General features: G+C 70.6%; 27 protein-coding genes. 12 read left to right on the top strand and 15 right to left on the bottom strand.

All coding sequences use genetic code 11. The features are described 5' to 3' along the window. Positions 1–247: 247 nt before the first annotated feature. The gene (locus ACFY1H_RS22775; RefSeq protein WP_366584400.1) at positions 248–826 is read right to left on the bottom strand and encodes a snapalysin family zinc-dependent metalloprotease; all 579 of its coding nucleotides are present in this window, start codon (positions 824–826) and stop codon (positions 248–250) included. Between the two features lie 142 nt (positions 827–968). Continuing rightward, positions 969–1,457 (bottom strand): winged helix-turn-helix transcriptional regulator, encoded by a 489-nt coding sequence (locus ACFY1H_RS22770; protein ID WP_386949188.1) that lies wholly within the window; start codon positions 1,455–1,457, stop codon positions 969–971. A 101-nt stretch (positions 1,458–1,558) separates the two neighbouring features. On the opposite strand from ACFY1H_RS22770, the gene ACFY1H_RS22765 reads away from it, so the two are divergent. Then, positions 1,559–2,263 (top strand): SDR family oxidoreductase, encoded by a 705-nt coding sequence (locus tag ACFY1H_RS22765; RefSeq protein ID WP_386949185.1) that lies wholly within the window; start codon positions 1,559–1,561, stop codon positions 2,261–2,263. Positions 2,264–2,880: 617 nt separating this feature from the next. On the opposite strand, the gene ACFY1H_RS22760 is transcribed toward ACFY1H_RS22765, so the two are convergent. The 3 genes from ACFY1H_RS22760 to ACFY1H_RS22750 are packed head-to-tail and all read right to left on the bottom strand — an operon-like array spanning position 2,881 to position 6,756. Then, positions 2,881–5,772 (bottom strand): hypothetical protein, encoded by a 2,892-nt coding sequence (locus ACFY1H_RS22760; RefSeq protein ID WP_386949182.1) that lies wholly within the window; start codon positions 5,770–5,772, stop codon positions 2,881–2,883. Beyond that, positions 5,769–6,086 (bottom strand): hypothetical protein, encoded by a 318-nt coding sequence (locus ACFY1H_RS22755; RefSeq protein WP_386949179.1) that lies wholly within the window; start codon positions 6,084–6,086, stop codon positions 5,769–5,771. Before ACFY1H_RS22755 ends, ACFY1H_RS22760 begins: the two co-directional genes overlap by 4 nt. A 16-nt stretch (positions 6,087–6,102) precedes the next feature. Continuing rightward, a complete protein-coding gene (locus ACFY1H_RS22750; protein WP_386949176.1) occupies positions 6,103–6,756 on the bottom strand; it encodes a YbaB/EbfC family nucleoid-associated protein in 654 nt (217 codons plus the stop codon). A gap of 116 nt (positions 6,757–6,872) precedes the next feature. On the opposite strand from ACFY1H_RS22750, the gene ACFY1H_RS22745 reads away from it, so the two are divergent. The 5 genes from ACFY1H_RS22745 to ACFY1H_RS22725 all read left to right on the top strand — a co-directional run bounded on the left by ACFY1H_RS22745 (position 6,873) and on the right by ACFY1H_RS22725 (position 10,598). Then, the gene (locus ACFY1H_RS22745; RefSeq protein WP_366584388.1) at positions 6,873–7,499 is read left to right on the top strand and encodes a TetR/AcrR family transcriptional regulator; all 627 of its coding nucleotides are present in this window, start codon (positions 6,873–6,875) and stop codon (positions 7,497–7,499) included. Between the two features lie 154 nt (positions 7,500–7,653). Beyond that, entirely contained in the window at positions 7,654–8,892 is a 1,239-nt protein-coding gene (locus ACFY1H_RS22740) for a cytochrome P450 (RefSeq protein ID WP_386949173.1), read from the top strand. A gap of 24 nt (positions 8,893–8,916) precedes the next feature. Continuing rightward, positions 8,917–9,111, top strand: a complete 195-nt coding sequence (locus ACFY1H_RS22735) for a ferredoxin (RefSeq protein WP_285970096.1) — start codon at positions 8,917–8,919, stop codon at positions 9,109–9,111. 137 nt (positions 9,112–9,248) lie between these two features. Beyond that, a complete protein-coding gene (locus ACFY1H_RS22730) occupies positions 9,249–9,770 on the top strand; it encodes a hypothetical protein (protein WP_386949169.1) in 522 nt (173 codons plus the stop codon). A gap of 42 nt (positions 9,771–9,812) precedes the next feature. After that, positions 9,813–10,598 carry a TetR/AcrR family transcriptional regulator C-terminal domain-containing protein gene (locus ACFY1H_RS22725; RefSeq protein ID WP_386949166.1) on the top strand — a complete coding sequence of 262 codons (786 nt, stop codon included), beginning with the start codon at positions 9,813–9,815 and terminating at the stop codon, positions 10,596–10,598. Positions 10,599–10,647: 49 nt separating this feature from the next. Here ACFY1H_RS22725 and ACFY1H_RS22720 read toward each other — a convergent pair whose 3' ends face one another. The 6 genes from ACFY1H_RS22720 to ACFY1H_RS22695 form a co-directional block, all read right to left on the bottom strand. Further along, positions 10,648–10,884: a ferrous iron transport protein A gene (locus ACFY1H_RS22720; RefSeq protein WP_386949163.1), complete on the bottom strand. Its 237-nt coding sequence runs from the start codon at positions 10,882–10,884 to the stop codon at positions 10,648–10,650. Beyond that, positions 10,881–11,105, bottom strand: a complete 225-nt coding sequence (locus tag ACFY1H_RS22715; protein WP_366584376.1) for a glutaredoxin domain-containing protein — start codon at positions 11,103–11,105, stop codon at positions 10,881–10,883. The genes ACFY1H_RS22720 and ACFY1H_RS22715 overlap by 4 nt, the downstream gene beginning before the upstream one ends. Beyond that, positions 11,102–13,222, bottom strand: a complete 2,121-nt coding sequence (locus ACFY1H_RS22710) for a phage holin family protein (protein ID WP_386949160.1) — start codon at positions 13,220–13,222, stop codon at positions 11,102–11,104. The genes ACFY1H_RS22715 and ACFY1H_RS22710 overlap by 4 nt, the downstream gene beginning before the upstream one ends. Beyond that, positions 13,219–13,812, bottom strand: coding sequence for a VTT domain-containing protein (locus ACFY1H_RS22705; RefSeq protein ID WP_366584372.1), 594 nt, complete (start codon positions 13,810–13,812; stop codon positions 13,219–13,221). The genes ACFY1H_RS22710 and ACFY1H_RS22705 overlap by 4 nt, the downstream gene beginning before the upstream one ends. After that, positions 13,809–14,597: an MBL fold metallo-hydrolase gene (locus tag ACFY1H_RS22700; RefSeq protein WP_386949156.1), complete on the bottom strand. Its 789-nt coding sequence runs from the start codon at positions 14,595–14,597 to the stop codon at positions 13,809–13,811. The genes ACFY1H_RS22705 and ACFY1H_RS22700 overlap by 4 nt, the downstream gene beginning before the upstream one ends. Before the next feature lie 785 nt (positions 14,598–15,382). Continuing rightward, on the bottom strand, positions 15,383–17,620 hold the full coding sequence (locus ACFY1H_RS22695) for a germacradienol/geosmin synthase (RefSeq protein WP_386949153.1): 2,238 nt from the start codon (positions 17,618–17,620) through the stop codon (positions 15,383–15,385). Between the two features lie 253 nt (positions 17,621–17,873). Between ACFY1H_RS22695 and ACFY1H_RS22690 the strand changes: the two genes are divergently transcribed. Further along, the gene (locus tag ACFY1H_RS22690; RefSeq protein WP_386949150.1) at positions 17,874–18,185 is read left to right on the top strand and encodes a GNAT family N-acetyltransferase; all 312 of its coding nucleotides are present in this window, start codon (positions 17,874–17,876) and stop codon (positions 18,183–18,185) included. Positions 18,186–18,198: 13 nt separating this feature from the next. On the opposite strand, the gene ACFY1H_RS22685 is transcribed toward ACFY1H_RS22690, so the two are convergent. Further along, positions 18,199–18,633 (bottom strand): SRPBCC family protein, encoded by a 435-nt coding sequence (locus tag ACFY1H_RS22685; protein WP_386949147.1) that lies wholly within the window; start codon positions 18,631–18,633, stop codon positions 18,199–18,201. Positions 18,634–18,906: 273 nt separating this feature from the next. Between ACFY1H_RS22685 and ACFY1H_RS22680 the strand changes: the two genes are divergently transcribed. The 5 genes from ACFY1H_RS22680 to ACFY1H_RS22660 all read left to right on the top strand — a co-directional run bounded on the left by ACFY1H_RS22680 (position 18,907) and on the right by ACFY1H_RS22660 (position 23,180). Continuing rightward, positions 18,907–19,923 (top strand): S1 family peptidase, encoded by a 1,017-nt coding sequence (locus ACFY1H_RS22680; protein ID WP_386949144.1) that lies wholly within the window; start codon positions 18,907–18,909, stop codon positions 19,921–19,923. A gap of 69 nt (positions 19,924–19,992) precedes the next feature. Continuing rightward, a complete protein-coding gene (locus ACFY1H_RS22675) occupies positions 19,993–20,847 on the top strand; it encodes a hypothetical protein (RefSeq protein WP_366584362.1) in 855 nt (284 codons plus the stop codon). Between the two features lie 95 nt (positions 20,848–20,942). Next, positions 20,943–21,227: a hypothetical protein gene (locus ACFY1H_RS22670; RefSeq protein WP_386949141.1), complete on the top strand. Its 285-nt coding sequence runs from the start codon at positions 20,943–20,945 to the stop codon at positions 21,225–21,227. Between the two features lie 176 nt (positions 21,228–21,403). Continuing rightward, on the top strand, positions 21,404–22,372 hold the full coding sequence (locus ACFY1H_RS22665) for a zinc-binding dehydrogenase (protein WP_366584358.1): 969 nt from the start codon (positions 21,404–21,406) through the stop codon (positions 22,370–22,372). Positions 22,373–22,424: 52 nt separating this feature from the next. Next, positions 22,425–23,180 (top strand): SDR family oxidoreductase, encoded by a 756-nt coding sequence (locus ACFY1H_RS22660; protein ID WP_366584357.1) that lies wholly within the window; start codon positions 22,425–22,427, stop codon positions 23,178–23,180. On the opposite strand, the gene ACFY1H_RS22655 is transcribed toward ACFY1H_RS22660, so the two are convergent. The 3 genes from ACFY1H_RS22655 to ACFY1H_RS22645 all read right to left on the bottom strand — a co-directional run bounded on the left by ACFY1H_RS22655 (position 23,177) and on the right by ACFY1H_RS22645 (position 24,895). Beyond that, positions 23,177–23,593 (bottom strand): VOC family protein, encoded by a 417-nt coding sequence (locus ACFY1H_RS22655; protein ID WP_386949137.1) that lies wholly within the window; start codon positions 23,591–23,593, stop codon positions 23,177–23,179. The two genes, ACFY1H_RS22660 and ACFY1H_RS22655, sit on opposite strands and share 4 nt — an antisense overlap. Positions 23,594–23,660: 67 nt before the next feature. After that, positions 23,661–24,077, bottom strand: coding sequence for a hypothetical protein (locus ACFY1H_RS22650; RefSeq protein WP_386949134.1), 417 nt, complete (start codon positions 24,075–24,077; stop codon positions 23,661–23,663). Continuing rightward, positions 24,077–24,895 carry a heavy metal-binding domain-containing protein gene (locus ACFY1H_RS22645; RefSeq protein ID WP_366578735.1) on the bottom strand — a complete coding sequence of 273 codons (819 nt, stop codon included), beginning with the start codon at positions 24,893–24,895 and terminating at the stop codon, positions 24,077–24,079. Before ACFY1H_RS22645 ends, ACFY1H_RS22650 begins: the two co-directional genes overlap by 1 nt. Positions 24,896–24,902: the final 7 nt, after the last annotated feature.

Below are 24,902 nucleotides of genomic sequence, written 5' to 3'. Positions count from 1 at the left end.
GGGGGGGGGGGGGCCCCCCCCCCCCCGTGGGGGGGGGGGGGGGGGGGGGGGGGGGGGTGTTCCCCCGCGCCACGGCCCGGGGGGGGGGGGGGGGCGGCCCCCCCCCGGGCCCGGGCCGCGCGCCGGGCTGTTGCCCCCCTTGTCCCCCCCCCAATGGGGGGGTGGGGGGGGGGGGCCCCCCCCATTGGGGGGGGGGGGGGGGGGCCCCCCCCCAACGCCACATTTGGGGTGCTTGAAGCAGGCAGGGTCAGTGGGTGAGGACTGGCAGCGTCTCGTAGATGCGCTGCTGCGGTCCGCCGGCGCCCAGCGTGCGGAAACCGTTGGCCCACAGGGAGTTCACGCGGGAGCGTTCCTGCGCGTTGGGGTTGGCGTTGGTGCAGGACGGGCCGGGGCCGCCGCCCGACATCAGCTCGGAGCACGGGCCGGAGTAGTGGTCGGGCAGGCCGAGCACGTGGCCGGTCTCGTGGGCGGCGATGCGGGTGTTGTCGTACTGGCGCGCCTGGGCGTAGTCGATGAAGACGGTGCCGGTGCCGTGGCCGTCGCTCTGGGCGTAGGAGCCGCGCGGGTCGTTGCCCTCGACGTAGCGCAGCGAGGCGCCCGAGGAGCGTTCGGCCAGCTTGACGTTGGTGACCGAGCGGTTCCAGTTGGCCGCGCCGGCGTTGATCGCCGCGCGGAAAGTCGGCGCGCCGGAGGTGCTGTAGTACACCGTGGTGACGGCCGCGGCCTGGTCGGTGGCGGCCGTGGCGGCGGTGGCCGTGCCGCCGACGAGCGGGGCGGCGGCGACGGCCAGCGCGATGGCGCCGGACAGCAAGAACTTCCTCGACATCGGAAAGCTCCTCGGGTGGGTGAGGGGAGTTTTGCCTGATTTGCGCGCGCTGCACCGAATCTAGGCAATCAAGCCCTGTTTGTGACCCGACTTTCGTACTGTCCGGAAAGTGGTGATTTACCAACACCATCCACGGGTTGACTCAGGCGACGGGTTGGGCCAGCGGCACCTGCTCGTGCGTGTCCTTGGTGAACCGGCGGAGCTCGGTTCGGTGCACGTCGCCGCCGCAGTGGTCGCACTTCTCGCCGGGGCGGGTGAGCTCGCCGCACGGGGTGTGGACCAGTTGCATCGGCTCACCCGGCGCGGGGGAGTGCGTGTACGTGTCGCCCCAGGCGCCCAGCGCGTGGATCACCGGCAGCGTGTCGGCGCCGGCCTGGGTGAGGCGGTATTCGTCGCGGGTGCGGCCGCCGTCGCGATACGGGACGCGCGCCATCAGGCCGATCTCGACCATCCGCGCGAGCCGTGAGGACAGCACGTTGTCCGCGATGCCGAGGGTGGTGCGGAACTCGTCGAAGCGCGTGGTGCCCGCGTGGGCTTCGCGCAGGATCACCAGCGTCCACGGCTCGCCGAGCACGTCCGCGCCGCGGGCGATGGGGCAGGGCGTGCCTTCCCAGCTTGACCTTCGGCCCATGGTTTCCTCCCGTGCTGGCTTGCTTGAAGCAAGTTTACTCCGTACTGTCGGTGACGGCTAGCTTGCAGATAACAAGTCAGGTGTGTTGGGAGTTGGTTTTGATGGAGATCAAGGGTTCTGTCGCACTGGTGACGGGCGCGAACCGTGGGCTGGGCCGGGAGCTGGCCGCCGCTCTGCTGGAGCGCGGGGCGGCGAAGGTCTACGCCGCGGTGCGCCGTCCGGAGTCAGTTGACCTGCCGAGTGTCGTGCCGCTCGCGGTCGACGTCACCGACCCGGCCTCGATCCAGGCCGCCGCGGCAGCCGCCGGCGACGTGACGCTGCTGATCAACAACGCCGGCGTCTCCACGGGAGCCTCATTTCTCGACGGTTCCCTCGACGACGTCCGCCTCGAGATGGAGACGCACTACTTCGGCCCGCTGCAGACGGCGCGCGCCTTCGCCCCCGTGCTGGCCCGCAACGGCGGTGGCGCGATCCTGAACATCCTCTCGGTGCTGTCGTGGTTCACCGCGCCCCACGTCAACGCCTACTCCGCGGGCAAAGCGGCGGGCCTCCAGCTGACCAACGGCCTGCGCCTCGCCCTCCACGACCAGGGCACCCTCGTGTCGGCCCTGCACGTCGGCTACATGGACACGGACATGGCGGCAGACATCACGGCCCCCAAGTCGGCCCCCGCGGCCATCGCCGCGCTCGCCCTGGACGGCCTCGAGAAGGGCGACTTCGAAATCGTCGCGGACGACATCAGCCGCACCGTGCGGGCCAGCCTGTCGGGAGACATCGCGGGGCAGTACCCGCAGCTGGTTTCCTGACGGTCGCCTTTGGCTGGTTCGGTGAAGCACCGTGCCCCTGGCGGCCTTGTTGGCTGCCAGGAGCGCGGTGGTTTTCGGTGGCGGGCTAGTGGCCGCCGTCTGCTGGGGCTGGTCGCCGCTGCCGGTGTTGGCGTTGGCGTTGGCCCAGCCGGTTTCGGTGATCGCTGCTTGTGAGGGACCGGCTTTTCGTTGGCCGCTGCGGGGCAGTTGCCCTAGTGGCGGTCGCCGGCCGCGGGGCCGTCTTGGCGGCTCGGTGGTCTGCCGAGGGGCGAAGCGCCGAGCGGCCTGGCCAGGTGGCTCACCTGGTTTTCTTGGTGTGTGGGCAAAGCGCTGCACCCCTGGTGGCCTTGTGGGCTGCCGGGGGCGCGGTGGTTTCGGTGACTTCGCCGGTGGCTGCTTGTCGGGCGTCGAATTTTCCTTGGCCGCTGGTCGTTTCGGTCGGTTGCTCCGGCAGCGGTGTCCGGCCGTGGGGCGCGTGTCGGCGGCTCGGTGGTCTGCCGAGGAGCGAGCGCCAAGCAGCGCGGGCGCGTCGGCACGCTTTTGTTGGTGTGTGGGTGAAGCACCGCGCCCCTGGTCGCCTTGTTGGCTGCCAGGGGCGCGGTGGTTTTCGTGGCGGGCTAGTGGCCGCCGTCTGCTGGGGGCTGGTCGCCGCCGCCGGTGTTGGCGTTGGCCCAGCCGGTTTCGGCTGTTTTCTGGATGTCGAGCATCTGCTTCATGATCTCCTGGCCGCCCTTGACCGGCCACGCCCACATTTCCTTGGCGCTGTCGGAGTCGGCGACCCACTGCTTGAGGATCGAGAAGGCCTGCGGGTGGTTCGCCTTCAGCTGGTTCTCGAGGTACTTGTACTTGGCGTAGGCGTCCGGCTGGTGCTGCTTCAGCCAGTCCTCGTGAGCCTTGGTCCACGGCGTCTTCGGCGGCTGGTTGGCCGGGGGTGTGGCGGCGTCGTCGCCGTGGTGACTGGCCGGCGGGGTGCCGTCGTCACCGTGGTGGCTGCTGCCTGGAGGTGTGCCGTCGTCGCCGTGGTGGCTGCCTTGGGTGCCGCCGTGGCTGCTGTCCGAGGCCGCGTCGTCGCCGTGGTGACTGCCGTGAGTCCCGGCGTCGGAGGCGGCGTCGTCGCCGTGGTGACTGCCGTGAGTCCCGGCGTCGGAGGAGGCGTCGTCGGAGTGGGTCCCCGGCGGGGGAGCGTCGTCCTTGGGTGGGACGGGCGGCGGGGCGTCGTCACCGGCGTGCGAGGCCGGGGGCGGGGTGGCTGCGTCGTCGCCGTGGGTTGCCGGCGGCGGGACGTCGTCCTTCGGGGGCACGGGCGGTCGGGCGTCGTCGCCCGCGTGGCTGCTCGGCGGCGGGGTCGCCGCGTCGTCGCCGCTGTGGCTTGCGGGCGGCGGCGTGGCGGCGTCGTCACCGGCATGGGTCGCCGGCGGGGGAACGTCGTCCTTGGGTGGGACGGGCGGTGGAGCGTCGTCGCCCGCGTGGCTTGCGGGCGGCGGCGTGGCGGCGTCGTCGCCGGCGTGGCTGGCCGGAGGCGGTGTCGCGGTGTCGTCGCCGGCGTGGCTTGCGGGCGGCGGCGTGGCGGTGTCGTCGCCGGCGTGGCTTGCGGGCGGCGGCGTGGCGGCGTCGTCGCCGGCGTGGCTGGCCGGAGGCGGTGTCGCGGTGTCGTCGCCGGCGTGGGTTGCGGGCGGCGGGGCGTCGTCCTTGGGCGGAACCGGAGGCGGCGCGTCGTCGCCGGCGTGGCTGGCCGGAGGCGGCGTGGCGGTGTCGTCGCCGGCGTGGGTTGCCGGGGGCGGGACGTCGTCCTTCGGGGGTACGGGTGGCGGCACGTCGTCGCCGGCGTGCGAAGCGGGCGGGGGAGTGGCCGCATCGTCGGTGTGGGTTGCCGGTGGGGGAACGTCGTCCTTCGGCGGAACCGGAGGCGGCACGTCGTCGCCCGCGTGGCTGGCGGGAGGAGGTGTGGCGGCTTCGTCGCCGGAGTGGGTGCCGCTGCCAGAACCGGAGCCACTGCTGCCGGCGGGCGGTGGGACGTCGTCCTTCGGTGGGACTGGGGGTGGGACGTCGTCGCCGGAGTGGGAGGCCGGGGGTGGGGTCGCGGCGTCGTCGCCGCTGTGGGTCGGGGGCGGAGGTGTGGCGGCGTCGTCACCGGAGTGGGTGCCCGAGCCAGAACCGCTGCCGGAACCAGAGCCGCTCCCCGAGCCCGAACCGCTGCCACCCGCGGGCGGGGGCACGTCGTCGCCGGCGTGGCTGGCGGGAGGCGGTGTGGCGGCGTCGTCGCCCGAGTGGGTGCCCGAGCCGGAGCCAGAACCGCTGCCAGAACCCGAACCGCTGCCAGAACCCGAACCGCTGCCACCCGGGGGCGGGGGCACGTCCTTCGGCGGCGGAGGTGTGGCGGCGTCGTCGCCGGAGTGGGAGCCCGAGCCAGAACCAGAGCCGCTGCCCGAACCAGAACCAGAGCCGCTGCCCGAACCTGAACCAGAGCCGCTGCCCGAGCCAGAACCAGAGCCGCTGCCCGAGCCCGAACCTGAACCACCCGCGGGCGGAGGCACGTCATCCTTCGGCGGCACCGGCGGGGGAGTGGCCGCATCGTCGCCGCTGTGCGCACCGGAAGAGCCGGCGCCCGAGGAGCCCGCGCCGCCGCCGGAGCCGCCGCGGGCCGGGGTCGGGGTCATGGGGATGTCGTCGCCGGCGTGGGCCGCGCTGCCGCCGGCGGCGCCGCCGGCGCCGGGGCGGGTTTTGAGGCCCTTGACGATGTTGCCGATGCGCGCGGCGGAGCGGGTGGCCTGCGCGACGACCGCGGCGAGCTTCGCGCCGAGGGAGGTGGCGGTAAGCGTCGCCTGCGTGACGCACCAGCCGACGCCCGCGACGATGGACGCGCCGAACGTCGGGATGGCCGCCGCCAGGGCGATGAGCATCGTGGAGATCATGTCGCCGAGGACCGTGGTGATGAGGTCGCGGAACAGACCGCGCACGGCGGCGATGATGGCCATGTTCGTCTGGATCAGGTACGCCACGATGTCGGTGCCGTGGGCCTTGCTGTCCAGGTCGGCGGCGAGCTCCTGCATGCGCTGCCGGAACGTGTCGGCGGCGTTGCCCTGCCAGTCCTTGACCGCACCGTCCAAAGAGGACTTCTGGTCCTCGCCGATCTGCCGGATGGTCTCGGCGATCGTGTGCACTTCCTGGCTCAGCAGCTGGATCTGGTCCGGGTCGCCCATCAGCATGTCGAGCGGCTCGCGCAGGAAGCTCACGTGCTCGATCAGCCAGCCGAGCCCCGCGGAGATCAGGCTGCCCAGCGGGTTGAGCGCGAACTTCACCGTGTCCACGGCCGAAGCCACCACACCGAGCCCGATCGAGACGCCCAGGGCCGCCTTGTCGGAGTCGTCGGCGGTCTTCATGTCTTCGCAGCTCTTGATGAGGAACGAGTACGAGTCGAGGAAACCCGCGCCGGAGAACTTGTTGGAGTCGGTGATCACCACCCCGGCACCGAAGTCGGGCTTGGCGTTCGGGTCGAACGTCGTGGTCACGTCGGGGTCCCCGCTGTCGTGATGGCCTGCGCGTGGTTGGTTTCCGTGGTGCGGTACTGGTCCGCGGCCGTGCGAGTGTTGTTGGCCTGGTCCGTGATCGCCTTCGCGGCGCCGTTGACCTGGTCGTGCAGCACACCGAGCGCGATGCGCGTCGGGATCCCCAGCACCTGGCCGACGACCACGCCGAACGCGTTGATGTCGCCGCCGTTGACCTCCTGGATGCGGTTGGCCGCGGCCGTCACCTTGCCGCCGCGCTCGTCCAGACCACTCGCGTACGTCGTCAGCACGTCGGGCTCGACGGTGTACCCGTCCATCAGCGCATCTCCCTCGTCACCACGGCTGCATCTCGTCGTCGTCGCCGTCCATACGGCGGCGGTGCGGGCCCGACTGCGGCCTCGGCTGCTGGTCCGGCCGCGGCTGCGGCGGTGCGGGCGGACCCGACTGCGGCGCCGGCGGAACGGGCGGCGGAGGCATCCGCGGCGGCACAGGCGGCGGAGGCGCCTGCGGCGGCATTCCAGGCCGCCCGGGCGGCATACCCCCGGCCGGCGGCATCCGCGGCGGCACGGGCGGCGGCGGAGTGCGGTCCTCGGCCTCGGGCTCACCGGGCTGACGCGGCGCGTCCTGCGGCTCGTCCTCCTCGGGCTCCGGGGCAGGCAGGAAGGACCGGACCACGTCCATCATCTCGGTGCCGCCGGCCAGCGGCTCGAGCGCGTCGGCGACCTCGCGCGACACCTGCCGCTGGGCCTTGCCGTAGGTCTCCATGATGGCGGCGGTGAGCTGGGCGCCGCCGGACGAACGCAGCGCCCGGTCGTCGATGTGCAGGTTCTTCAGCGCGCCGTTGGGGGTGACGGTGACCGTGACCAGTCCGTCCGACGAACGGGCCTTGCCCTCGGCCTCGGTGAGCTTTTCTTGCAGCGCAACGCTTTTCGCGCGCATCTCGTCCACACGCCGCTGGAAGTCGTCCAGCCACTCCTGCTCGTCCACCAGGAAAAAAATATCGAGATGTCCGGCCTGCCGGGGTGAACCGCAGATGACGGGTCGACGACGAAACGAGGCGGCCCATCCGACGCTCGGGCAGGTCAAGCGGTAAGAATGGGCACGTGCCGGAAGAAGTCGAGGTCAGCGCCGGACGCACCCGCAACAGGTGGGGCGAGGGTGATCGGCTGCGCGGGGAGATCCTCGACGCGGCCAGCCGCCTGCTGTCCGAGCTCGGCGGTGAAGACGGCCTGACGATCCGCGGCGTCGCCCGCGCGGTCGGCATCGCGCCCGCCAGCATCTACCAGCACTTCACGGACCGCTCCGCCCTCGTCGCGGGCTTGCTCGACTACGAGTTCGCGCGGCTGCGCGCCGCGATGGAGGCGGCCGAGGCGAGCGAGGACCCGGACGACGTCGTCGGCCGCGTGCGCGCGCTGATCCACGCGTACTGCCGCTTCGCCATGGACAACCCCGGCCACCACCGGCTGATGATGGCCAACGGCGCCACTCGCGCGACGCCCGACGCGTACCCGCAGGGGCCGTTGCCCGACCTCATCGAACTGCTCACGACCGGCTTCGCGCGCTGCGACGCCGCGGGTTTCTCGCTCAGAGTGCCGCCCGAGCGGGCCGGCGTGATCGCCTTCGTCGGCGCCCACGGCCGCGTGGCGCTGTTCCACAACTCGCCCGCGCGGGGCGGCGCCGACTCCGTCCTGCCGTTCGTCGACGAGCTCGTTTCGCTCGTTTTCGCCTGAGCCACGGGCGTTTTCTCCCGTTTCCACCCGGCTGCTCTCGGCCGTCCCGGTGATCTTGTCCACGAAGCTGGCCAACTCTCCACCAGATTGCCTAACATGTGTTCAGTAAGTATCCGAACAATCGTTTGGTAACTCTCCGTAGGAGGGATTTTCGATGACGGAGGCCCTCTCGTCCTCGTCGCCGGCCGTGTCCGCCGCCCCTGAGCCCGAGTTCCCGATGTCGCGCGGGCGCTGCCCGTTCGACCCGCCGCCCGAGCTCGAACGGCGGCTGCACGACGAGCCGGTGTCCCGCGTCCGGATCTGGGACGGCAGCGAGCCGTGGCTGTTCACGCGCTACGAAGACGTCCGCGCGCTGCTTCGCGACTCGCGCGTCAGCGCCAACACCGACCTGCCGGGTTACCCGCCGCAGTCGCCGGGCGTCGCGGCCCGGCGCAAGCGCGCCAAGGCGTTCATCAGCATGGACGACCCCGACCACGCTTCCCAGCGCCGGATGCTCACCGCCGACTTCATGGTCAAGAAGGTGGAGCGCCTGCGCCCGCGGATCCAGAAGATCGTCGACGAGCTGATCGACGACATGCTGGCCGGCTCGAAGCCCGCGGACCTCGTGCAGGCCTTCGCACTTCCGTTGCCGTCGTTGGTGATCTGCGAGCTGCTCGGTGTGCCGTATGAAGACCGCGCGCTGTTCCACCGCCTCAGCAAGGTGCTGATCTCGCAGGAGGCCACGCCGCAGCAGTCGCTGGACGCGATCGAGGAACTGCTGGCCTACCTCAGCCGGCTGGTGGAGCAGAAGCTGAAGGACCCGGGCGACGACGTGCTGAGCCGCCTCGCGACCGAGCAGGTGGCCGCCGGGGCCATGACGGCCGACGACGTCGCCGCGATGGGCCAGCTCCTGCTCGTGGCCGGCCACGAGACCACGGCCAACATGATCGCGCTCGGCACCGTGGCGTTGCTGGAACACCCGGACCAGCTCGACCTCGTGCGCGACGGTGACGCACCGCTGATCGCCAACGCCGTGGAGGAGCTGCTGCGCTACCTCACGATCGTCCACACGGGACGCCGGCGCGTCGCGTTGGAGGACATGGAGATCGCCGGCCGGCAGATCCGCAAGGGTGACGGCCTCATCGCCGCTTCGGACACCGCGAACCGCGACGCCGACGCCTTCCCCGACCCGGACAAGCTCGACGTCACCCGCAAGGCCCGCCACCACGTGGCGTTCGGCTACGGCGTGCACCAGTGCCTCGGCCAGCCGCTCGCGCGCGTCGAGCTGCAGGTGGTCTACAGCACGCTCTACCGGCGGATCCCGACGCTGAAACTGGCGGCCCCGTTGGCGGAGCTGGACTTCAAGCACGACATGCTGGTCTACGGCGTGCACTCGCTGCCCGTGACCTGGTGAAACTCCCGCGAAAGGACTGTTGAGATGAAGGTGGTCATCGACCAGGACCGGTGCGTGGGGGCGGGCCAGTGCGTGCTCGCGGCGCCGGAGGTGTTCGACCAGCGCGAGGACGACGGCATCGTCGTGCTGCTGGATGAGAACCCGCCCGAGGAGCTGCACGACCAGGTCCGGGAGGCGGCGCAGATCTGTCCCGCACTGGCGATCGAGCTGGCGGGGTAGTTCCAATCCGTTGTGTTGTCCATTGTGGAACCGGTCGGGCGCCACACGGTGGTGTGACGCCCGACCGGGGAATGTCGTGGTCGGCGCGGTGCTGGCTAGGGTGACTCGTCCTGGTTGCCGGGGAAGGGAAACCCGTCGTGTCGCTCCGCCGTCTCGTGTCCGTGCTGATCGCCGCGCCGGCCCTCCTCGGGGCGGCCGCCGTGCCCGCCTCGGCGTCCATCGCGCCGATCCCGCCGTCGCCGCTGCGGTGCGCGGCGGTCGGTGACGTCGTGGCCAAGCTGGATTCCCGCGTCGAGGCCATCGTCGCCGAGATGGGCGCCAACCCGAACGCGACGGCGAACCCGGTGGCGACGGCATTCAACGACGCCACCGCCGGCCTGCCTGCCGCACCCGCCACGGGCTGCACGACCGACTCGGCCGCGGCCGACACCGTCGTGCGCTCGGTCTTCACGTACGTGCGCGCCGTGAACCGCTTCTCGCCCACGCTCACGCCGACGATCAGCCTCGTCGTGGACCCGAGCGTGAGCAACTTCGTGTACGCCGTGCAGACCGCTTCGCCGGGCACCTACACCGACACGTCGAACGCCATCACGCCGGAGATGCGCGGTGAGCTGCTGCAGGGCAAGTACGTGCTGACGGTCACCGCGCTCGGCTTCTGACCCTTTATACTGTAAGGAGTCGCCTTCACAGGGGGTTCCTTCGTGGTCGTCTTCGCCGGGCAAGGGGACGCCCGCCGCTCGATGGAGCTCCTGTGGCGCAAGGACGTCGCACCCCGCGGCGGCGGGCCCGGCCCCAAGCCCGGGCTGAGCGTGGACGCCATCGTCGCGGCGGCCGTGGAGATCGCCGACGCCTCGGGCATGGCCGCGCTGTCCATGCGCGCGGTCGGCGAGCGACTCGGCCGCACGGCGATGGCGCTGTACACCTACGTGCCGGGCAAGTCCGAGCTCATCGACCTCATGTACGACCACACGCTCACCGAGCTGCGCGACGACCACGACCTGTCCGGCGGCTGGCGCCCCGCGATCGTCGCCCTGGCGCGCGAGCTCTGGGACTTCCACCTGCGGCATCCGTGGCTGCTGCAGGTTTCGTATGCCCGGCCGGTGCTGGGGCCGGGGGAGTTCCGGATGCAGCAGCTCGTACTGCGGGTCCTCTTCGCGACCGGCCTGCCCGCGGCCCGGGTGCGGTGGATCGTGGGCGCGTTGCTGAGCACGGTCCGTGGCTCGGTCCAGATCGCCGCCGAGTCCCGCCAGGCCTCGCGCGAGACGGGACTGTCCGAAGAGGACTGGTGGTCCGCACGGGCGGCGGTGCTGGGGGAGCTGGTGCCGGACTTGGTTTCGCGGTACCCGCTGGTGGGGCAGCTGGGTTCGGAGCAGCCGCCGGTTCCGTCGGATGAGCCTTACCTCGAACGGGAGGCCCGGCTGAGCCTGGAGTCGGGTTTGGATCTCCTGCTGGACGGCATCGAGGCGGCCGTCGCCCGCGAGCGCTGATTCAGGGCTTGGGCGTTTTCGGTGCTGCGCCGGGTAAGGGCACCGACCGTCACGAATCCCCGGGTGGCGGGCCGCTCGATTTCGGGCGGCGGCGTGCCGGGGCAGGCGGCACCGGCTTCGCCGCGACGACGTCGGACAGGGGCACCACCACGAGGCCCCGCTTCGTTTCCACGGTGCAGGACGAAGAATCGCGGGCCCGCAGCTCGCCGAGGGCGTCGGTGAAGCCGCCCTCGACGCGGTAGCGGACGACGACCCGGGTGCCCAGGGGCAGGTCCAGCAGGATCACAGGCGCGCCGAGAGTTCGGTGTCCGAGGGTTCCACCAGGTGGGTGCCGTCGGCGAAGACGATGGTGGGGATGCGGCGCGCGCCGTCCTGAAGCGAGCGCACCAGGGCCTCGGCGGCGGGGTCCGCCTCGACGTCCACGTAGTCGTACGCCACGCCGCGGGAGTCGAGCAGCGCGCGGCTGCGCTTGACGTCCGGGCACCAGCTCGCGCCGTACACGATCATGAAGCCACCTCCGAAACCTCGACCGGCGTAGCCGCAGCGGGCTCACCGTGGCCCAGGAACGTCAGCCAGTCCTTGAAAACGTGGTGCACCGCCTCCGCCCCGACGGGTTCGCCGGGCGCCGGGAACGAGCGCGGGTGCAGGATGAAGCCGCGCTGCTGCGGGCCGCCGAGGGCGCCGTGGGAGCCGACGTGCCGTTCGAACGGCGACGACTGGTCCGACTCCGGGTCGTAGCGGCTGTTGATCATGATGTCCGCGCAGTGCGGGAACGTGTCGACGCGCTTCACCAGCTCGTCGGCGTACGGGCCGTAGTCCGCCAGCGGGTCCTCGCCGATGACAACGCCCGTTGCCAGGCGCTTCAGGCCGTCGCGGCCGAGGACGACGGGGCCGAACTCCGAGCTGTGCACCAGCATGAACCCGACGCCGTCGTGGTCGACCAGCGTCGGCAGCAGGTCCGGGTACTCGCGCTCGATCGTCTCCAGGTTCACGCGGCCCTCGTGCTCGGTGAACGACACCATCGCCAGGTGCCCGGACACCACGCAGACCACGCCGGGCGCCACGCGCGTGACCTCGCCGGGCGAGCCGCTCGTGGTGCGCGGCCGGTTCTCGGCGCACTCGGCGTCCTCGACGCGCGAGCGCAGCCGGCGCGCGATCAGGCCGCCGGTGTTCGTCGCCTCGGCGAGCGCCGCGTTGACCTGCCAGCTCTCGGCCTGCCGGCGCTTGCCGTGCTCGGCCACGGGTGCGCCGCCGCACAGGCGTCCGACCAGGGCTTCCATCGTCTCGCCGAAGCGGTCGACGAAGGCCTGGCCCTGGGTCTGACCGTGGTCCGACAGCCCGACGATGTGGTAGCGCCGCGGCGCGATGCGACTCGTGCGCAGCAGGCGCGCGAACTGCTGGTCGATGGAGCGCAGCACCTCCAGCGTGTCGAACCGCTCGATGCCGGAGTGGTGCGCGACCTCGTCGTAGCCGAGGAAGTCCGCGTACACCACCGGCCGGCCCGCCAGCATGTCGCCGATGATCGCGGAGACGACCACGTCGCGCGCGATCACCGTGGTGCCCGGGCGCGCGAGCGGGTAGAAGCCGCCGCGCGGGATCCGCGGAACCACGCCGGCGCGACGCTGCTTGGCGGCCGCGGACAGCTCGCGGAACACGTCGATGAGGGCCACCCCGAACGTCCGCAGCACGTTGACGGGGTTCGCGAAGTACGTGCGGTAGCCGGCGCCGACGGAGTCGTGGCGCGGGCCGCGGACCTTGCGCGGCACCAGGACCGGGATGGAGCTCATCGTGAGGCTCACGTGCTCGGCGTCACCGGAGAACAGGTTGCCGTGGCTGGCGCCGTCGCCCGCGAGCAGGCCCTGCCCGTTGGTGTGGCGGCGCTCGATCTCGGCCGCGTCGCTCGGGTGCGCGCACGCCATCACGTGGTCGCGGTCCTTCTCGTACCAGCGGAACCCGAGGATGTCGTGGTTGGAGCCGTGCAGAATTCCGCACACGCTGGCGCCGGTCTGCGAGCTCCAGTCGGTGTGCCAGCGCGTGAGTGAATGCGTGCCCTCGGACAGCCACGCGGCGAACGTCGGCATGTCCCCGTCCCGCACGGCGCGGCGCACGGTGTCGTAGCCCAGCCCGTCGATCTGCAGGAACACGACGCCGGGCGGCTCCTCGGCCAGGTCTTCACCGGGCGCGTGCTTGCGCCGCCGGCGGGCGGCCCGGCGGAAGAAGATCTCGTCCTCGTCCACGGCGAGCGCGCTCGAGATCAGCGCGCCGACGGCCGACATCACCACCGTGATGATCACCGCCGTCCCGAACCCGGACAGCTCGACGCCCGGCACGGCCTGCAGGATCGCCAACGTCGCCGCGCCCAGCAGCAGGTACGTGCCCACGCCGAGCGTGAAGTACGCGATCGGCCACGCGACCCGCACGACCCACGGCCACACCACGGACGTGAGCAGCCCGAGAATCAGCGCGCACACGGTGGGCTGCCACCACGACTGCATGCTGAACCCGTCGAGCCACATGTCGAGCAGCCGCAACGCGCCCGTCACCGCGGCCCACACCAGCACCACGCGGGCGACGACCCGGCCGCCGCCCAGCAGGCGCCCCTTCGACGGAGCGGGTGTCGTCACTGATGTCCTCCAGTCCGTTCGGCCGCCCTCGCGCGCAGCTTGCTGATCACCGTCAACAACACGGTCACCAGCAGCACGAGCACCGTGGCCAGCAGCGTCGCGATCAACGGCGAATCGAAGATGCCGCCGCTCACGATGCCGAGCAGAGAATAGGCAACGGCCCACAACACGCAGGCCACGAGCCCCGCCGGCAGCAGCTTGCGCCACGGGTATCCCAGCGTCCCGGCGGCCAGCAACACCGGGATGCGCCCGGCCGGCACCAGCCTCCCGATCACCACCAGCTGCCAGCCCCGGCGCGCGAACTGCTCCCGGCCCTTCGCCAGCCGCTCGGCCTGCTGGCGCTTCTCCACCCAGCGCAGCAGGGGCTCGCTCCCGAGCCGGGGCACGGCGAACGTCAACACGTCCCCGAGGTACGCCCCCGCGATCGCCAGCACGATGACCAGCGGGAGCGACAGGTGATCCGTCGTCGTCGCGACGGCCGCCGCCGCCCCCACGAGCGCTCCCGTCGGCACGATCGGGATGACCGACCCCAGCAGCACCCCGCCGAACAGCGCCGGGTAGCCGATCGCCGACGGGTCCGACCAGTTCACGCCCGTTCCTCGGGGGCGGGCAAGGTCACTTCGGCACCGGGCCGCGTGATCAGGACGTCCGTCGGCAAGCCCGCTTCCACCACGTGCTCGGCGAAGATTTCCGGCGGTTCCACGAGGAGCTTCTTCATCTGCTTCGTCAGGTGGATCCCGGGGACGGCCAACGTCCCCCAGTGGACTGGAACGACCGCCGCGGCTTTGAGTAGTCCGGCGGCGACGGCGGCCCGCTCGGGCGTGAGGTGCCCGGGGCCGAGGTTGGGGCCCCAGCCCCACACGGGGAGGAGAGCGACGTCTACGGGGCCGAGCTGCTTCATGCCTTCGAAGAGGTCGGTGTCTCCAGCCGAGTAGACCCTGGTGCCGTCAGCTTCGAGGAGGTGGCCGAGCGCCGGGCTCTGCGGTCCGTGAGTGAGCCGCGGTCCCCAGCGGTGGCCGGAGTGGACGGCCTCCGTCGCGGTGATGCGGAGGTCGCCGTCCTGGACGGCTTCTCCGGGGGCGATTTCTTCGACGTTGCGGACGCCGTGTTTCTCGAGCCACGCGCCCGCACCCCTCGGGACGACGATCCGGGCCTCGCTGAGCAACCTGAGTGAGGGGAGATGCAGGTGGTCGCCGTGCAGGTGAGAGATGAGGACGGTGTCCACTTCCGCCCAGGCCGACGAATCGGGCAGCGGAACCACTCGCGTCAACGGCCCGACACGTTTGGTGAGCACCGGGTCCGTCAGCACCACCCGTCCACCGATCTCCACTCGCGTCGTCGCGTGGCCGAGGAAGTGCAGGTTCAAGCCTCTCACGCTTCGAGTATCACCTGATGAGGGCGAAAACGCCCGGAGGAGTGGTGGGTTGCACCCTGATCGGGTTGATCTCTGCCTGGGTGGGGTCCTCGCCGCAGCTCGGCCACCACACAGCTCGCCGGGCTCACCGGCTCAACCACCTACCCAACGGCCGCCTCAACACTGTTACGCAGCTCAACCACCCACCACACGCATCGGCGAACCGGCCAATCATCTACGCAATGGTCACCTTTCCACCGTCACGCGGCTCAGCCATCTACTGGGCTCATCGGCGAACCGGCCAACCATCTACCCAATGGTCACCGATCGGCAGACACGACTCCCAACCCAACCGCCCAACAAAGCCGTCGATATCCCCGGCTAACCTTCCCCCGGCCGGCCCCCGGCGAAGCACCTTCTTCTACGGGACTTGCTTTGTGTCAAGGTACTCTTTCCAGCCTTGACACAAAGCAAGTCCCGTAGAACCATTGAGCGCAGCGGGGGCTAGCCATGCTCATGTCTTTTAATCTTTTGTCTTTCTCTTTAAAGATCAAAAGATTGGTTGCGATTAACTCCCCGAAGTTCAATTGTCACGACGGCTCGGGGTAGCTTGTCAAGGCGGGAAAGAGTACCTTGACAAGCTACCCCGAGCCGTGTTGGTTCACCTTCGTCGGGGGCCGGCCGGGGAAGGGTCGGGGGGGTTGGTTGAGAGGGTCTTGGGTTGGGTAGACCCGCTGTCTCCCGTGTGGGTGGGTTTGGGTGGCCGACAGTGGGTGGTTGAGTGGTAGGTGGTTGGTCTTGGTGGGTTATCTGGCGGCGGGGAGGATGGAAGAGATGCGCAGTGCGCCCGTGCCCAGTCCTGTCGGGCCCGTCGAGAAGGTTGGGGTGGCAGGGGCGGCTTCTGCTGGAATGCCTGGGCGGCGGCGGATTTCCTCCTCTGTGTACCTGGCGCAGCCCTCGTGCCAGTTCAAGATGCCTGCCATCCAGTCCTTCAGTTCGTCCGTGTAGGCCGTCAGTGCGGCGCGGACGTCGTCGTCGAGGGAGAAGTCCGAGAACAAGCCCGGTAATCCCACGTTGACGGCGTGTTCGAATTCCTTCATGCGGGCCGTCATCAGGTCGTTGACGATTTCGAATGCCGTCTGCTCATCCACATCGAGGAAGTTGCGGACCACCAGTACTGAGTTGTGAAGCTCGCCCTCGTACTGAATTTCCTTCTTGTACGAGAAGACATCATTAAGCAGGCAGGCATAATCCATGGCGGAGTGCTCGATGGCCTGGATCGTCCGGGTTCGGTAGATCTCCGGTGGAACCAGCCGGCCGTGAGAGATCCGGGACAGGCTCATGGTCAGGTCCGAGCCGAAGGTCTTCCGGCGCATCTCGACGTAGTCAATCGGATCGGGAATGCGGTTCTCGGCCTGGTTTGCCAGTTCCCAAAGCCAGCTTTCGCACATGTCGACCACCGACTTGCGGAACGCGCGGCGCGACTCCGGGCTCATCGGGCCCGCTGTCCGCAGCCATAGGTCGGCGAGGCCGGTCTCCAGCGGGCTCTCCGGAGTGGGCATGGGTTCGTCCGCAAGCGGCATGAAGAGTTTGAAGCGCTCCGTCGCCGCCTTTGCGCCGCCGAGGTTCCGGGGAGCGCCGAAGACCACGGGGTAGTAGTCGTCGCCATAAGTGCCCCAGGCCAGCCAGGCGCTGGTGAGGTCGAGTTGCTCGGGGGAGGCGTCCGGGTGGATGCCGGCGGAGCACAGGGGGAGGTCCATGGCGCGCATCTTGTGGTCGTCCCAGACGACGCCGTCGAGGAAGCCCATGGAGGTGCACCAGGTGGCGAGGTGGTCGCGGGCGGTGGCGAGGTGGGGGCTGAGGCGGAGCTCGAACGGCAGGTAGATCTCGGGCCGGACGTAGGGGCCGACGGTCTCGTGCGGCTGGTGGGAGAAGGAGCGCAGGCGCTGGGGAGCGGTCGCCACCAGGGAAGAGAAGATGCGGGCGGCCGAGGTGCCCAGGCCGGTGGGGCCGCCCAGCAACTCGGGGCCGCCGCGGGAGTCGAGGGCGCCTTCGTTCATGTAGCGGCTGGAGCGCAGGTGCCATTCGTGGCCGCCGGACTGCCAGTCCTGGAGGCCCTTGACGTAGGCGAAGGTCTCGGCGCGGCCGGACGGATCGACGGCGTGCTCGTCGAAGAGAGCCGGGACCTCGGTGAGGGCGGTGTGTTCGAACTGGTGCAGCCGGGAAGTCAGGAGGTCGTTGACGGCGTCGGCGGCTTCCTGGGTGGTGCAGCCGAGGAACTTCTCGAACACCAGCACGCCGTTGGAGAGCTCGCCTTCGTCTTCGACCTCGCGCTGGTACGAGAACAGGTCGTTGCGGAGGTGGACGGCGTCGGCGAAGCAGTCGCGCAGGACTTCCATGGGACGGGAGGCGGCGATGGCGTCGGGGACCTCCGCGTGCACCGAGTGCTCGATGAGGTTCGCGGACCAGGGCGCGCCGCCGACCTTGCGGCGCATTTCGATGTACTCGATGGGGTTGGAGACGCGGCCCTCGTTGATGTTGGCCAGTTCCCACAACGACTCGTCCAGCAGGTTGCGCGTGCTTTCGACGAAGCGGCGTCGCCAGCCCTCCGAGCGGTGCGGCACGGTGCGGTTCCACAGGTCCTCGAGACCGCGCTCGACGGGGTTCTCCGCGGTCGCCGTGATGGCGCCCGTGACCGGCATGAACAGGGCGATCCGGTCGAGGTAGGCGCGGGCGCTGTCGATGTCGCCGGTGCGCTTGAACAGCTCCAGGAAGTGGTCGTCGAAGTAGAAGACCCACACGTACCAGTCGGTGATGAGGTCGAGCTCCGTGGCGCCGGCGTCCGGGTGGGTGTAGGCGCAGAGCAGCGCGTAGTCGTGGGAATCGAAGTCGTGCTCGTCCCAGATCACGGTGCCGTGCTGGGGGACATCGATCATGTCCATCGTGTACGCCCACGCCTTGCTGTGCTCCCGCGCACCGTCCAGGTGCGGGTTCAGCCGGGCCGGGTAGGGCATGTAGAACTCGGGCAGAGCGAACGGCTGCACAGCGCGGTCCTGGCCTTCCCAGTGGTGGTCACCGACCCAGAGAATCAACCAAACGCGCCCGGGGCCCCGGAAGGTCCGCACGGGCGTTCCACCCGATCGCCCGCACCGTGTCGCCCGGGCGGCCCAGCCCGGATCACCTGTGGGTCGTTTCCCGCGCCGCGGCGTCATTCTTCGGTGAAGATCACGGGGACATCCGGAAGTACGGCAGGCTGTCCGGCGTTCACCTGAATGCCCGGACTTTGAGGAGCGACGAATGAGCGACGAGACCCGCGTGGTCCGCAACGACGAGAAGCACCGCTACGAGGTGTACGCGGACGGCCAGCTGGCCGGCTTCACGCAGTACCTCGTGCGCGGCGACCAGACGGTGTTCACCCACACCGAGATCGACAAGGCCTTCGGCGGCCGCGGCCTCGGCACCACGCTGGCCACGTACGCGCTCGACGACGTCGTGGCCAACGGTGGCGTGATCGTGCCGGTTTGCCCGTTCATCGCGGCGTTCCTGCGCAAGCACGCCGGCTACGAAGAGCACGTCCAGTGGCCGGAAGGCACTTCCGCCGCGAAGTGAGCCCTTTGTGGACTCAGCCGAGCCGCTCGGCGAGGACGCCCGCGCGGGCGAGTTGCACCGCGCGGGCCCGTGAAGCGGCGAAACGAAGCAGGCCCGGCGGCGCGTGCAGCCGCAGCGTGTCGGTGACGCGCGTGCCGCCGCCGTCGGGCTCGAGGTCGAACCGGTAACCCATCCGCACGCCGCCGGGCGACATGACGTCGCCGTGCACCGCCGTCGAGCCGGTGGTGCGGAGCGTGACGACGATCGGGTTGTCGTGCCGCAGGAATCCGAAGAAGCGGAACCGCTCCACCGCGGTGTACCGCGTCAGCCCCTCTTCCCTCGCGACATCGCGCACCTGGACCACCAGCGGCGACAAACCGACGTAGTTCGCCGGCTCCGCGAGGTGGGCGACGACGTCCGCGGGCGGTGCGGCCACGGTGAACGCGTGGCTCAGCTCGGTGTCGGGCACGCGCCGACCTTAACCGGAAGCCCCGCTCCGCGATTGCCTCGTGGCACCCGGCGGGTAACCCATCCCAGTGAACGGTGCGGTCGCACGGCTGTTCGGCCTAGCGCACCTGCGCCGAACGGGTGCGGACAGTCCGATTTGCCCGGATGAATTGGTTATTAACCAACCTTCGTCGGTGGTGCGTTGGTTGCCTGGCAACAAAAGTGTGGGGAGTCCCACCGTGGTCGCGCGAGCCGTTCGCGCAGGATCCGTCCAGCTCAACTGGAGGAAGATTCGATGACTTCCCGGAAAACGTTCGTCGCCGGTTTCACCGTGTTCTCGGCGGCGGCGCTCACCGCCGGCCTTTGCGTGAACGCCGCTTCGGCCAGCCCGCTCGCCTTCGCGCAGATGCAGGCCCAGGCCATCACCCAGGCGACGCAGGTCGTCGACAGCCTCGGACTGTCGGGTGGTGGCATCTACCTCGACAACGGCAAGGCCATCGTCAACGTCACCGACGCGGCCGCCCAGCAGAAGGCCGAGGCCGCCGGCTTCGCCACGAAGCTGGTGAAGCACAGCTTCGCCGCGCTGACCAACGCGAAGAACTCGCTCGACGCCGTGAAGAACGTGCCGCAGACCGCGTGGGGCATCGACACCAAGAACAATCAGGTCGTCGTGAAGATCTACGACGCCGCCTCGAAGACCACCGTCGACAAGGTCACCGCGGCCGCCGCGAAGCTGGGCGACTCCGCCCGCATCGAGCACCGCGCCGGCAAGCTGTCGACCTACATCGCCGACGGCGACTCGATCAACAACGGCCAGTTCACCTGCTCGCTGGGCTTCAACGTCACCCGGGGCGGCGAGCCGATGATGCTCACCGCGGGCCACTGCACCAACGAGGGCGGCACCTGGTCGGGCGGCGACGTCTCCGGGGCCCGCGTGGTGGAGAGCGACTGCCCCGGTGCGGACTCCGGTCTGCTGACCCGCCCGAACGGCTCGGGTGACGGCGCCATCAACACCGGCCAGACCATCAGCAGCGCCGGCACGCCGACCGTCGGCGAGCAGATCCAGAAGCAGGGCCAGACCACCGGCGGCGGCAGCGGCGAGGTCACCTCGGTCGACGAGTCCGTGAACTTCGACGTGGGCGTGCTCAACCACGAGTTCGGCACCACCGCGCACACCGACCACGGTGACTCGGGCGGCCCGGCGTACGACGGCTCGAAGGGCCTCGGCACGCTGTCCGGCGGCGACACCGTGACCAGCTACTTCTACCCGCTCACCCTCGAGCTGCAGTCCTACGGGCTCGAGCTCGCCTGACCCCTGCGCCACGGAAGGCCCCTCCACTCATCAGGTGGAGGGGCCTTCTTCGTGCGTACGCTGATCGTCATGGAGCCGAATTCGAGCCTGGCCAGGCGGTTCTGGGTCGCGCTGGAGCCGCTGCACGCCGTCGTCTACTTCGCGCCCGAGCCCGCTGCGGCGGCGAAGGAAGTGGGCCTGCGCGGCTGGTGGATGGGCTATTTCGCGGGCCGCGCGGCGCCGCTGGGCCCGATCGGACCGGGACCGGTCACGTCGATGTTCTACGGCTTCGCACCGGGGATGGTCGCGCGCGCCCTGCCCGACGCGTGGACGTTCGCGAAGCCGGAAGACGTGCTGCAGAGCCGGATTCTCGCCGTGGAAGCCGCTTTGACGCGGTTGCTGCCGCCGGACGCCGAACTCACCGAGCTGGCCGAGCTGCTCGAACGCGCCGTCGCCGGCTGCCGGTTCGACGGCCGTCCGCTCGCCGCCGCGTGGGCGTCGGCCGAACGCCCCGACCGGCCGCCGGCCCGCCTCTGGCTCGCCACCTGCGCCCTGCGGGAACACCGCGGCGACGGCCACGTGCTCGCCGGCGTCTCCGCCGGGCTGTCCGGCCTCGACGCGAGCCTCACCCACATCGCCGCCGGCGCCACGACCCGAGAGCTCGTCCAACGCGCCCGCGGCTGGACCGACGAGGAGTGGGACGACTCGACGGCGCGCCTGCTCTCCCGTGGCCTGCTCGACTCCGCGGGCCGGCTCACGGCGAGCGGCGCCGCCGTCCGCCGCGACGTCGAGGAGATGACCGACCGCCTGGCCACCGACCCGCTCGACGCCCTCGGCCCGGACGCCGTGGACCGCGTGCTGGAGCTGGCCGAACCCCTCAGCCGCGCGGTCGTCGACGCGGGCGGCCTGCCGATCCCGAACCCCATGGGCGCGGTCCGCCCGTAAGACACGGAAAACCCGCGGCTCGGTTCTCGAGTCGCGGGCCGTGCGGTGTCCGCCGGCGGTCACGTGGACCGTGCCGTCGAGGTGACGACCTGGCCATGTCGATTGTTTCCTACCTCGACGAAGCGGGTCTGCCGACCGATCTGGTCAAGCAGACGCCCGGCGCGAAAACGCCGACCACGGCAGTGCTCGTCACCCAGAGTGGTGATGGCAAGTACGTGGGCTGGATGAACGAAACGCAGGTCGGACTGTCCACAGCGGATCTGCACAGCTGCGCGAGCCGCGAGGCCCTGGCGAGCGTCGTCGCTCTGCTGGTGACCTTTGAGCCTGCCGTCGAGGTCGTGAAGTGGTCGTTGGCCACTGCGGGACCCAGCAACCGATGACATGCCCGGTTCTCGCGAAAGATTCTCGGCAGCGCTGATACACCAGCTATTGAACATGGGTCGCGACTTCACGGTCGGCGGGCGCGTTCAGCGCGTAAGTGCTCGATGGCCACCGTTACCTCGAAGCCAAAGAACGACACGGCCACGCGATCCTCACCGCTGGTAGTTTCGCCTGAGTGAAGGCTGCGTTCGTCGGGAAGCCCGGCCCGGTCGAGGAGATCCGCTTCGGCGAGCTCCCCGATCCTGTGCCGGCGCTCGGGGAGGTGCTGGTCGACGTCGTCGCGGGCAGTGTGAACCCCGTGGACACGTTCGTGCGCAACGGGATGTGGCCGGTGCCCGGGCCGTGGCCGCTCGTGCTGGGGCGCGATTTCGTCGGTCGCGTCGTGGATTCGGCGAACGGCTTCGCGGCCGGGGAAACGGTGTGGGGCAACAGCCTCGGGCACGGGGGCCGGCAGGGCGCGGTGGCCGAGCGCGTGGCCGTGGCGGCGGATCGGCTGTACCGCCTGCCCGCCGGGGTGGATCCGTTCGACGCCGTCGCCGTGGTGCACCCGGCGGCCACGGCGTACCTGGCGTTGTTCACGCACGGCGGGTTGCGCGCGGGGCAGACCGTGCTGGTCGTCGGGGGTGGTGGCAACGTCGGGACCGCGTTGATCGAGCTCGCCGCGGCGGCGGGTGCGCGCGTGGTGGCCACGGCGTCGGCCGCGGATCTGGACCACTGCGTGACCCGCGGGGCCGACGTGGCGCTGGACTACCGCAGGACCGACCTGCCCGACGGCATCGACCTCTACGTGGACACCTCCGGCACCAACGACCTCGAAACCGCGGTGGCGCACCTGGCTTTCCGCGGCCGGATCGTGCTGCTCGCGGGGCCGCGCAGCCGCCCGGTGCTGCCCGCCGGTGAGCTGTACCTGAACGACCAGTCCGTGGTCGGGTTCGTCATCTCCCGCGCGAGCGCCGCCGAGCTGGCCGACGCGGCGGCGGCTCTGAACGAGCGGTTTGCCGCCGGTGGCCTGCGGCCGCGCGCCGTGGAGCGGGTGCCGTTCGCCGAAGCCGCCGACGCGCACGGCCGGATGGAGCGTGGTGAGCTGCACGGGCGCCGGATCGTGCTCGTCGTCCGAAATGACGGAGATCCTGTCGATTCCTGAGCACCTCGTTCGACGCACGGGTGGAAGCGGAAACCCGACGAACGGAGAGCCCATGCTGCTCGAAGGCAAGAACGCAGTGGTCTACGGCGGTGGCGGAGCGATCGGCGGCGCCATCGCGCGCGCGTTCGCGGAGGAGGGCGCACGCGTCTTCCTGGCCGGCCGCACGCGCGCGAAGCTCGAGAAGGTGGCCGACGAGATCCGCGCGACGGGCGGGCGCGCCGACGTCGAGGAGCTCGACGCCCTGGACGGGCAGGCCGTCGACAAGCACGCCGACGCCGTGGTCGCCGCGGCAGGCAGCCTCGACATCTCGGTCAACGTCATCACCCACGGCGACGTGCAGGGCACCCCGTTGCTGGAGATGTCCCTGGCCGACTACGAACAGCCCGTGGTCACCGCCGTGCGCACCACGTTTCTCACCATGCGCGCGGCCGGCCGCCACATGAAGCGCCAGGGCGGCGGCGTCGTGCTCGTTTTCGGCGGCGACGGGGACCCGGTGCGCACGCACCCGGTCGGCGGTCTGCAGGTGGCGTTCGCCGCGCTCGAGGCGATGCGCCGCCAGCTCGCCGCTGAGCTGGGCGGCTACGGCGTCCGCACCGTCACTCTGAGGTCCGGCGGCGTGCCCGAATCGCTGCCCGCGGATTTCGCGCACGCCGACCTGGTCACGGACGAGATCGCGAAGACCACGATGCTCGGCCGGCCCGCGACGCTCGCGGACGTCGGCGCGGTCGCCGCGTTCGTGGCCTCCGATCGCGCCCGCACCATGACCGCCGCGACGGCCAACATCAGCTGCGGCGCGCTGGTGGACTAGCTCTTGCCGCGCGCCGAGATCTGCTGCACGGCCCAGGCGTTGCCGTCCGGGTCGGAGAAGTGGAAGAAGCCGATGTTGTCGAGGTCCTCGGGCCGGCCCGTGGCCGGGTCGGGCCCGAGGAGCTGGATCTCGCTGACGTCGACGCCGCCCGCGAGCAGCGTCTCGCGGGCGCGCGGCAGATCGGCGACCACGAGCTGCAGGCCCTTGAGCGAGCCGGGCGGCATCGGTGGCACCACACCCTCGCCGACGACGATCGAGCACCCGGAGCCCTGGGGAGTCAGCTGCACGACGCGGGCGCCGGGCCCCACCACGGTGTCGTGGTCGAGGTGGAAACCGCACTGCTCGGCGTAGAACGCCTTGGCGCGGTCCACATCGGACACGGGAACGATGACGACCTCGAGTGTCCAGTCCATCCCCGATGTCTAACCGGGCAAACCAGGCGGGTCAAGGTCGGGCGGTTCAACCACGCCGGCCAGAAAGTCAGCTGCCGAGGAACCGCGACAACGCTTCCCGCGCCTTCGCGTCCCGCGAAGCCAGCGCCTGCAGCTCCTCGGCGAGCACCGTCACCCATTCCTCGACGTCGGTGTCCCGGCGGCTGATCACGACCCCGCGCACCACCTGGCGAATCTCACCCGTGACCCCGCCCGACCGCCCGGCCGTGAGCACGAGCAGCTGGTGCGGCGTCGACACGCGCACCTCCACCGGCTGCCCGAGGCGCCCGGCCACGCGGTCAGCGAAGCTGCGCCGCCGGTCGATCTCGACCATGCCCGGGGGGAGGGCGTCGCCGAGGGTCTCGGACAGCACGCGCGTGTAGGACTCGACGTCGGCGCGATCGGCGCGCAGCGCGGCCACCAGGAGGTGGAACTCGCCGGCCGGGCCGAGCTCTAACCCGGCCATCAGTCGGTGAGGGGCAGCACGAGCTGCGGCTTGGTGATGCGGTGGTCGGGGCGCAGTGGCTTCACGGCGGTGCCGATGGCGAAGAACTCCGTCGTGTGCCCGCCCCATCGATGCGGCAGTGACAGGAGTTGCACCCCCACGATGCCTTCGGCGTGCAGCTGCTCGGCCTCGGCCTGCATGCGTGACATCGCGAGCTCACGGGCGTCGTAGAGGGCCTCGGTGTACTGCGGGATCTCCACGTTCTGCCCGATGTTGCTCATCGCCTGGCGGAACCGCTGGTGCGCGATGTGGTAGACGCAGGTGCCCATCACCATGCCCAGCGGTGCGTACCCGGCCTGCACGAGCGTCCAGAAGTCCTGGCCGGACAGGTCGGACGTGAACGGCTTGCCGGTGTTGTTGCGCCACTGGCCGGGTTCGTCGGCCTTCACCGCGGTGCCGACGGCGATGAACTCCGCCAGGTCGCTGCCGAACTCCTTGAACTCGATCTCCAGGCGCACGGCCACGATCCCGTCGGCGCCCAGCAGGTCGGCCTCGGTCTCCATGCGCGTCATCGCGAGCTCGCGCGCGTGGTACATCGCGGCCGACAGCCGATCCATCTCCTGGTTCTTGCTCCAGCGCCCCATCTGGAACCCGACGTGGTAGATGCTCGACCCGAGCACCAGGCCCAGCGGGCGGAAGCCGGCCTCGCGCACGAGCAGGAACTCGTTCACGCTCAGGTCGGACGTGAACAGGCTCGTCGCCTGGCCCGGCCGCATCTCGGCGAGCCGGCGCATCGCATCCTCGGGGATGTGCTGCGCGGCGGGGTCCGTGGTCGTCACAGGGCCT

This window comes from Amycolatopsis sp. NPDC001319 (assembly GCF_042896185.1).
Classification (GTDB): Bacteria; Actinomycetota; Actinomycetes; order Mycobacteriales; family Pseudonocardiaceae; genus Amycolatopsis.
The sequence above is the reverse complement of the archived record's forward strand: the minus strand, read 5'-3'. Positions and strand labels throughout refer to the sequence as shown.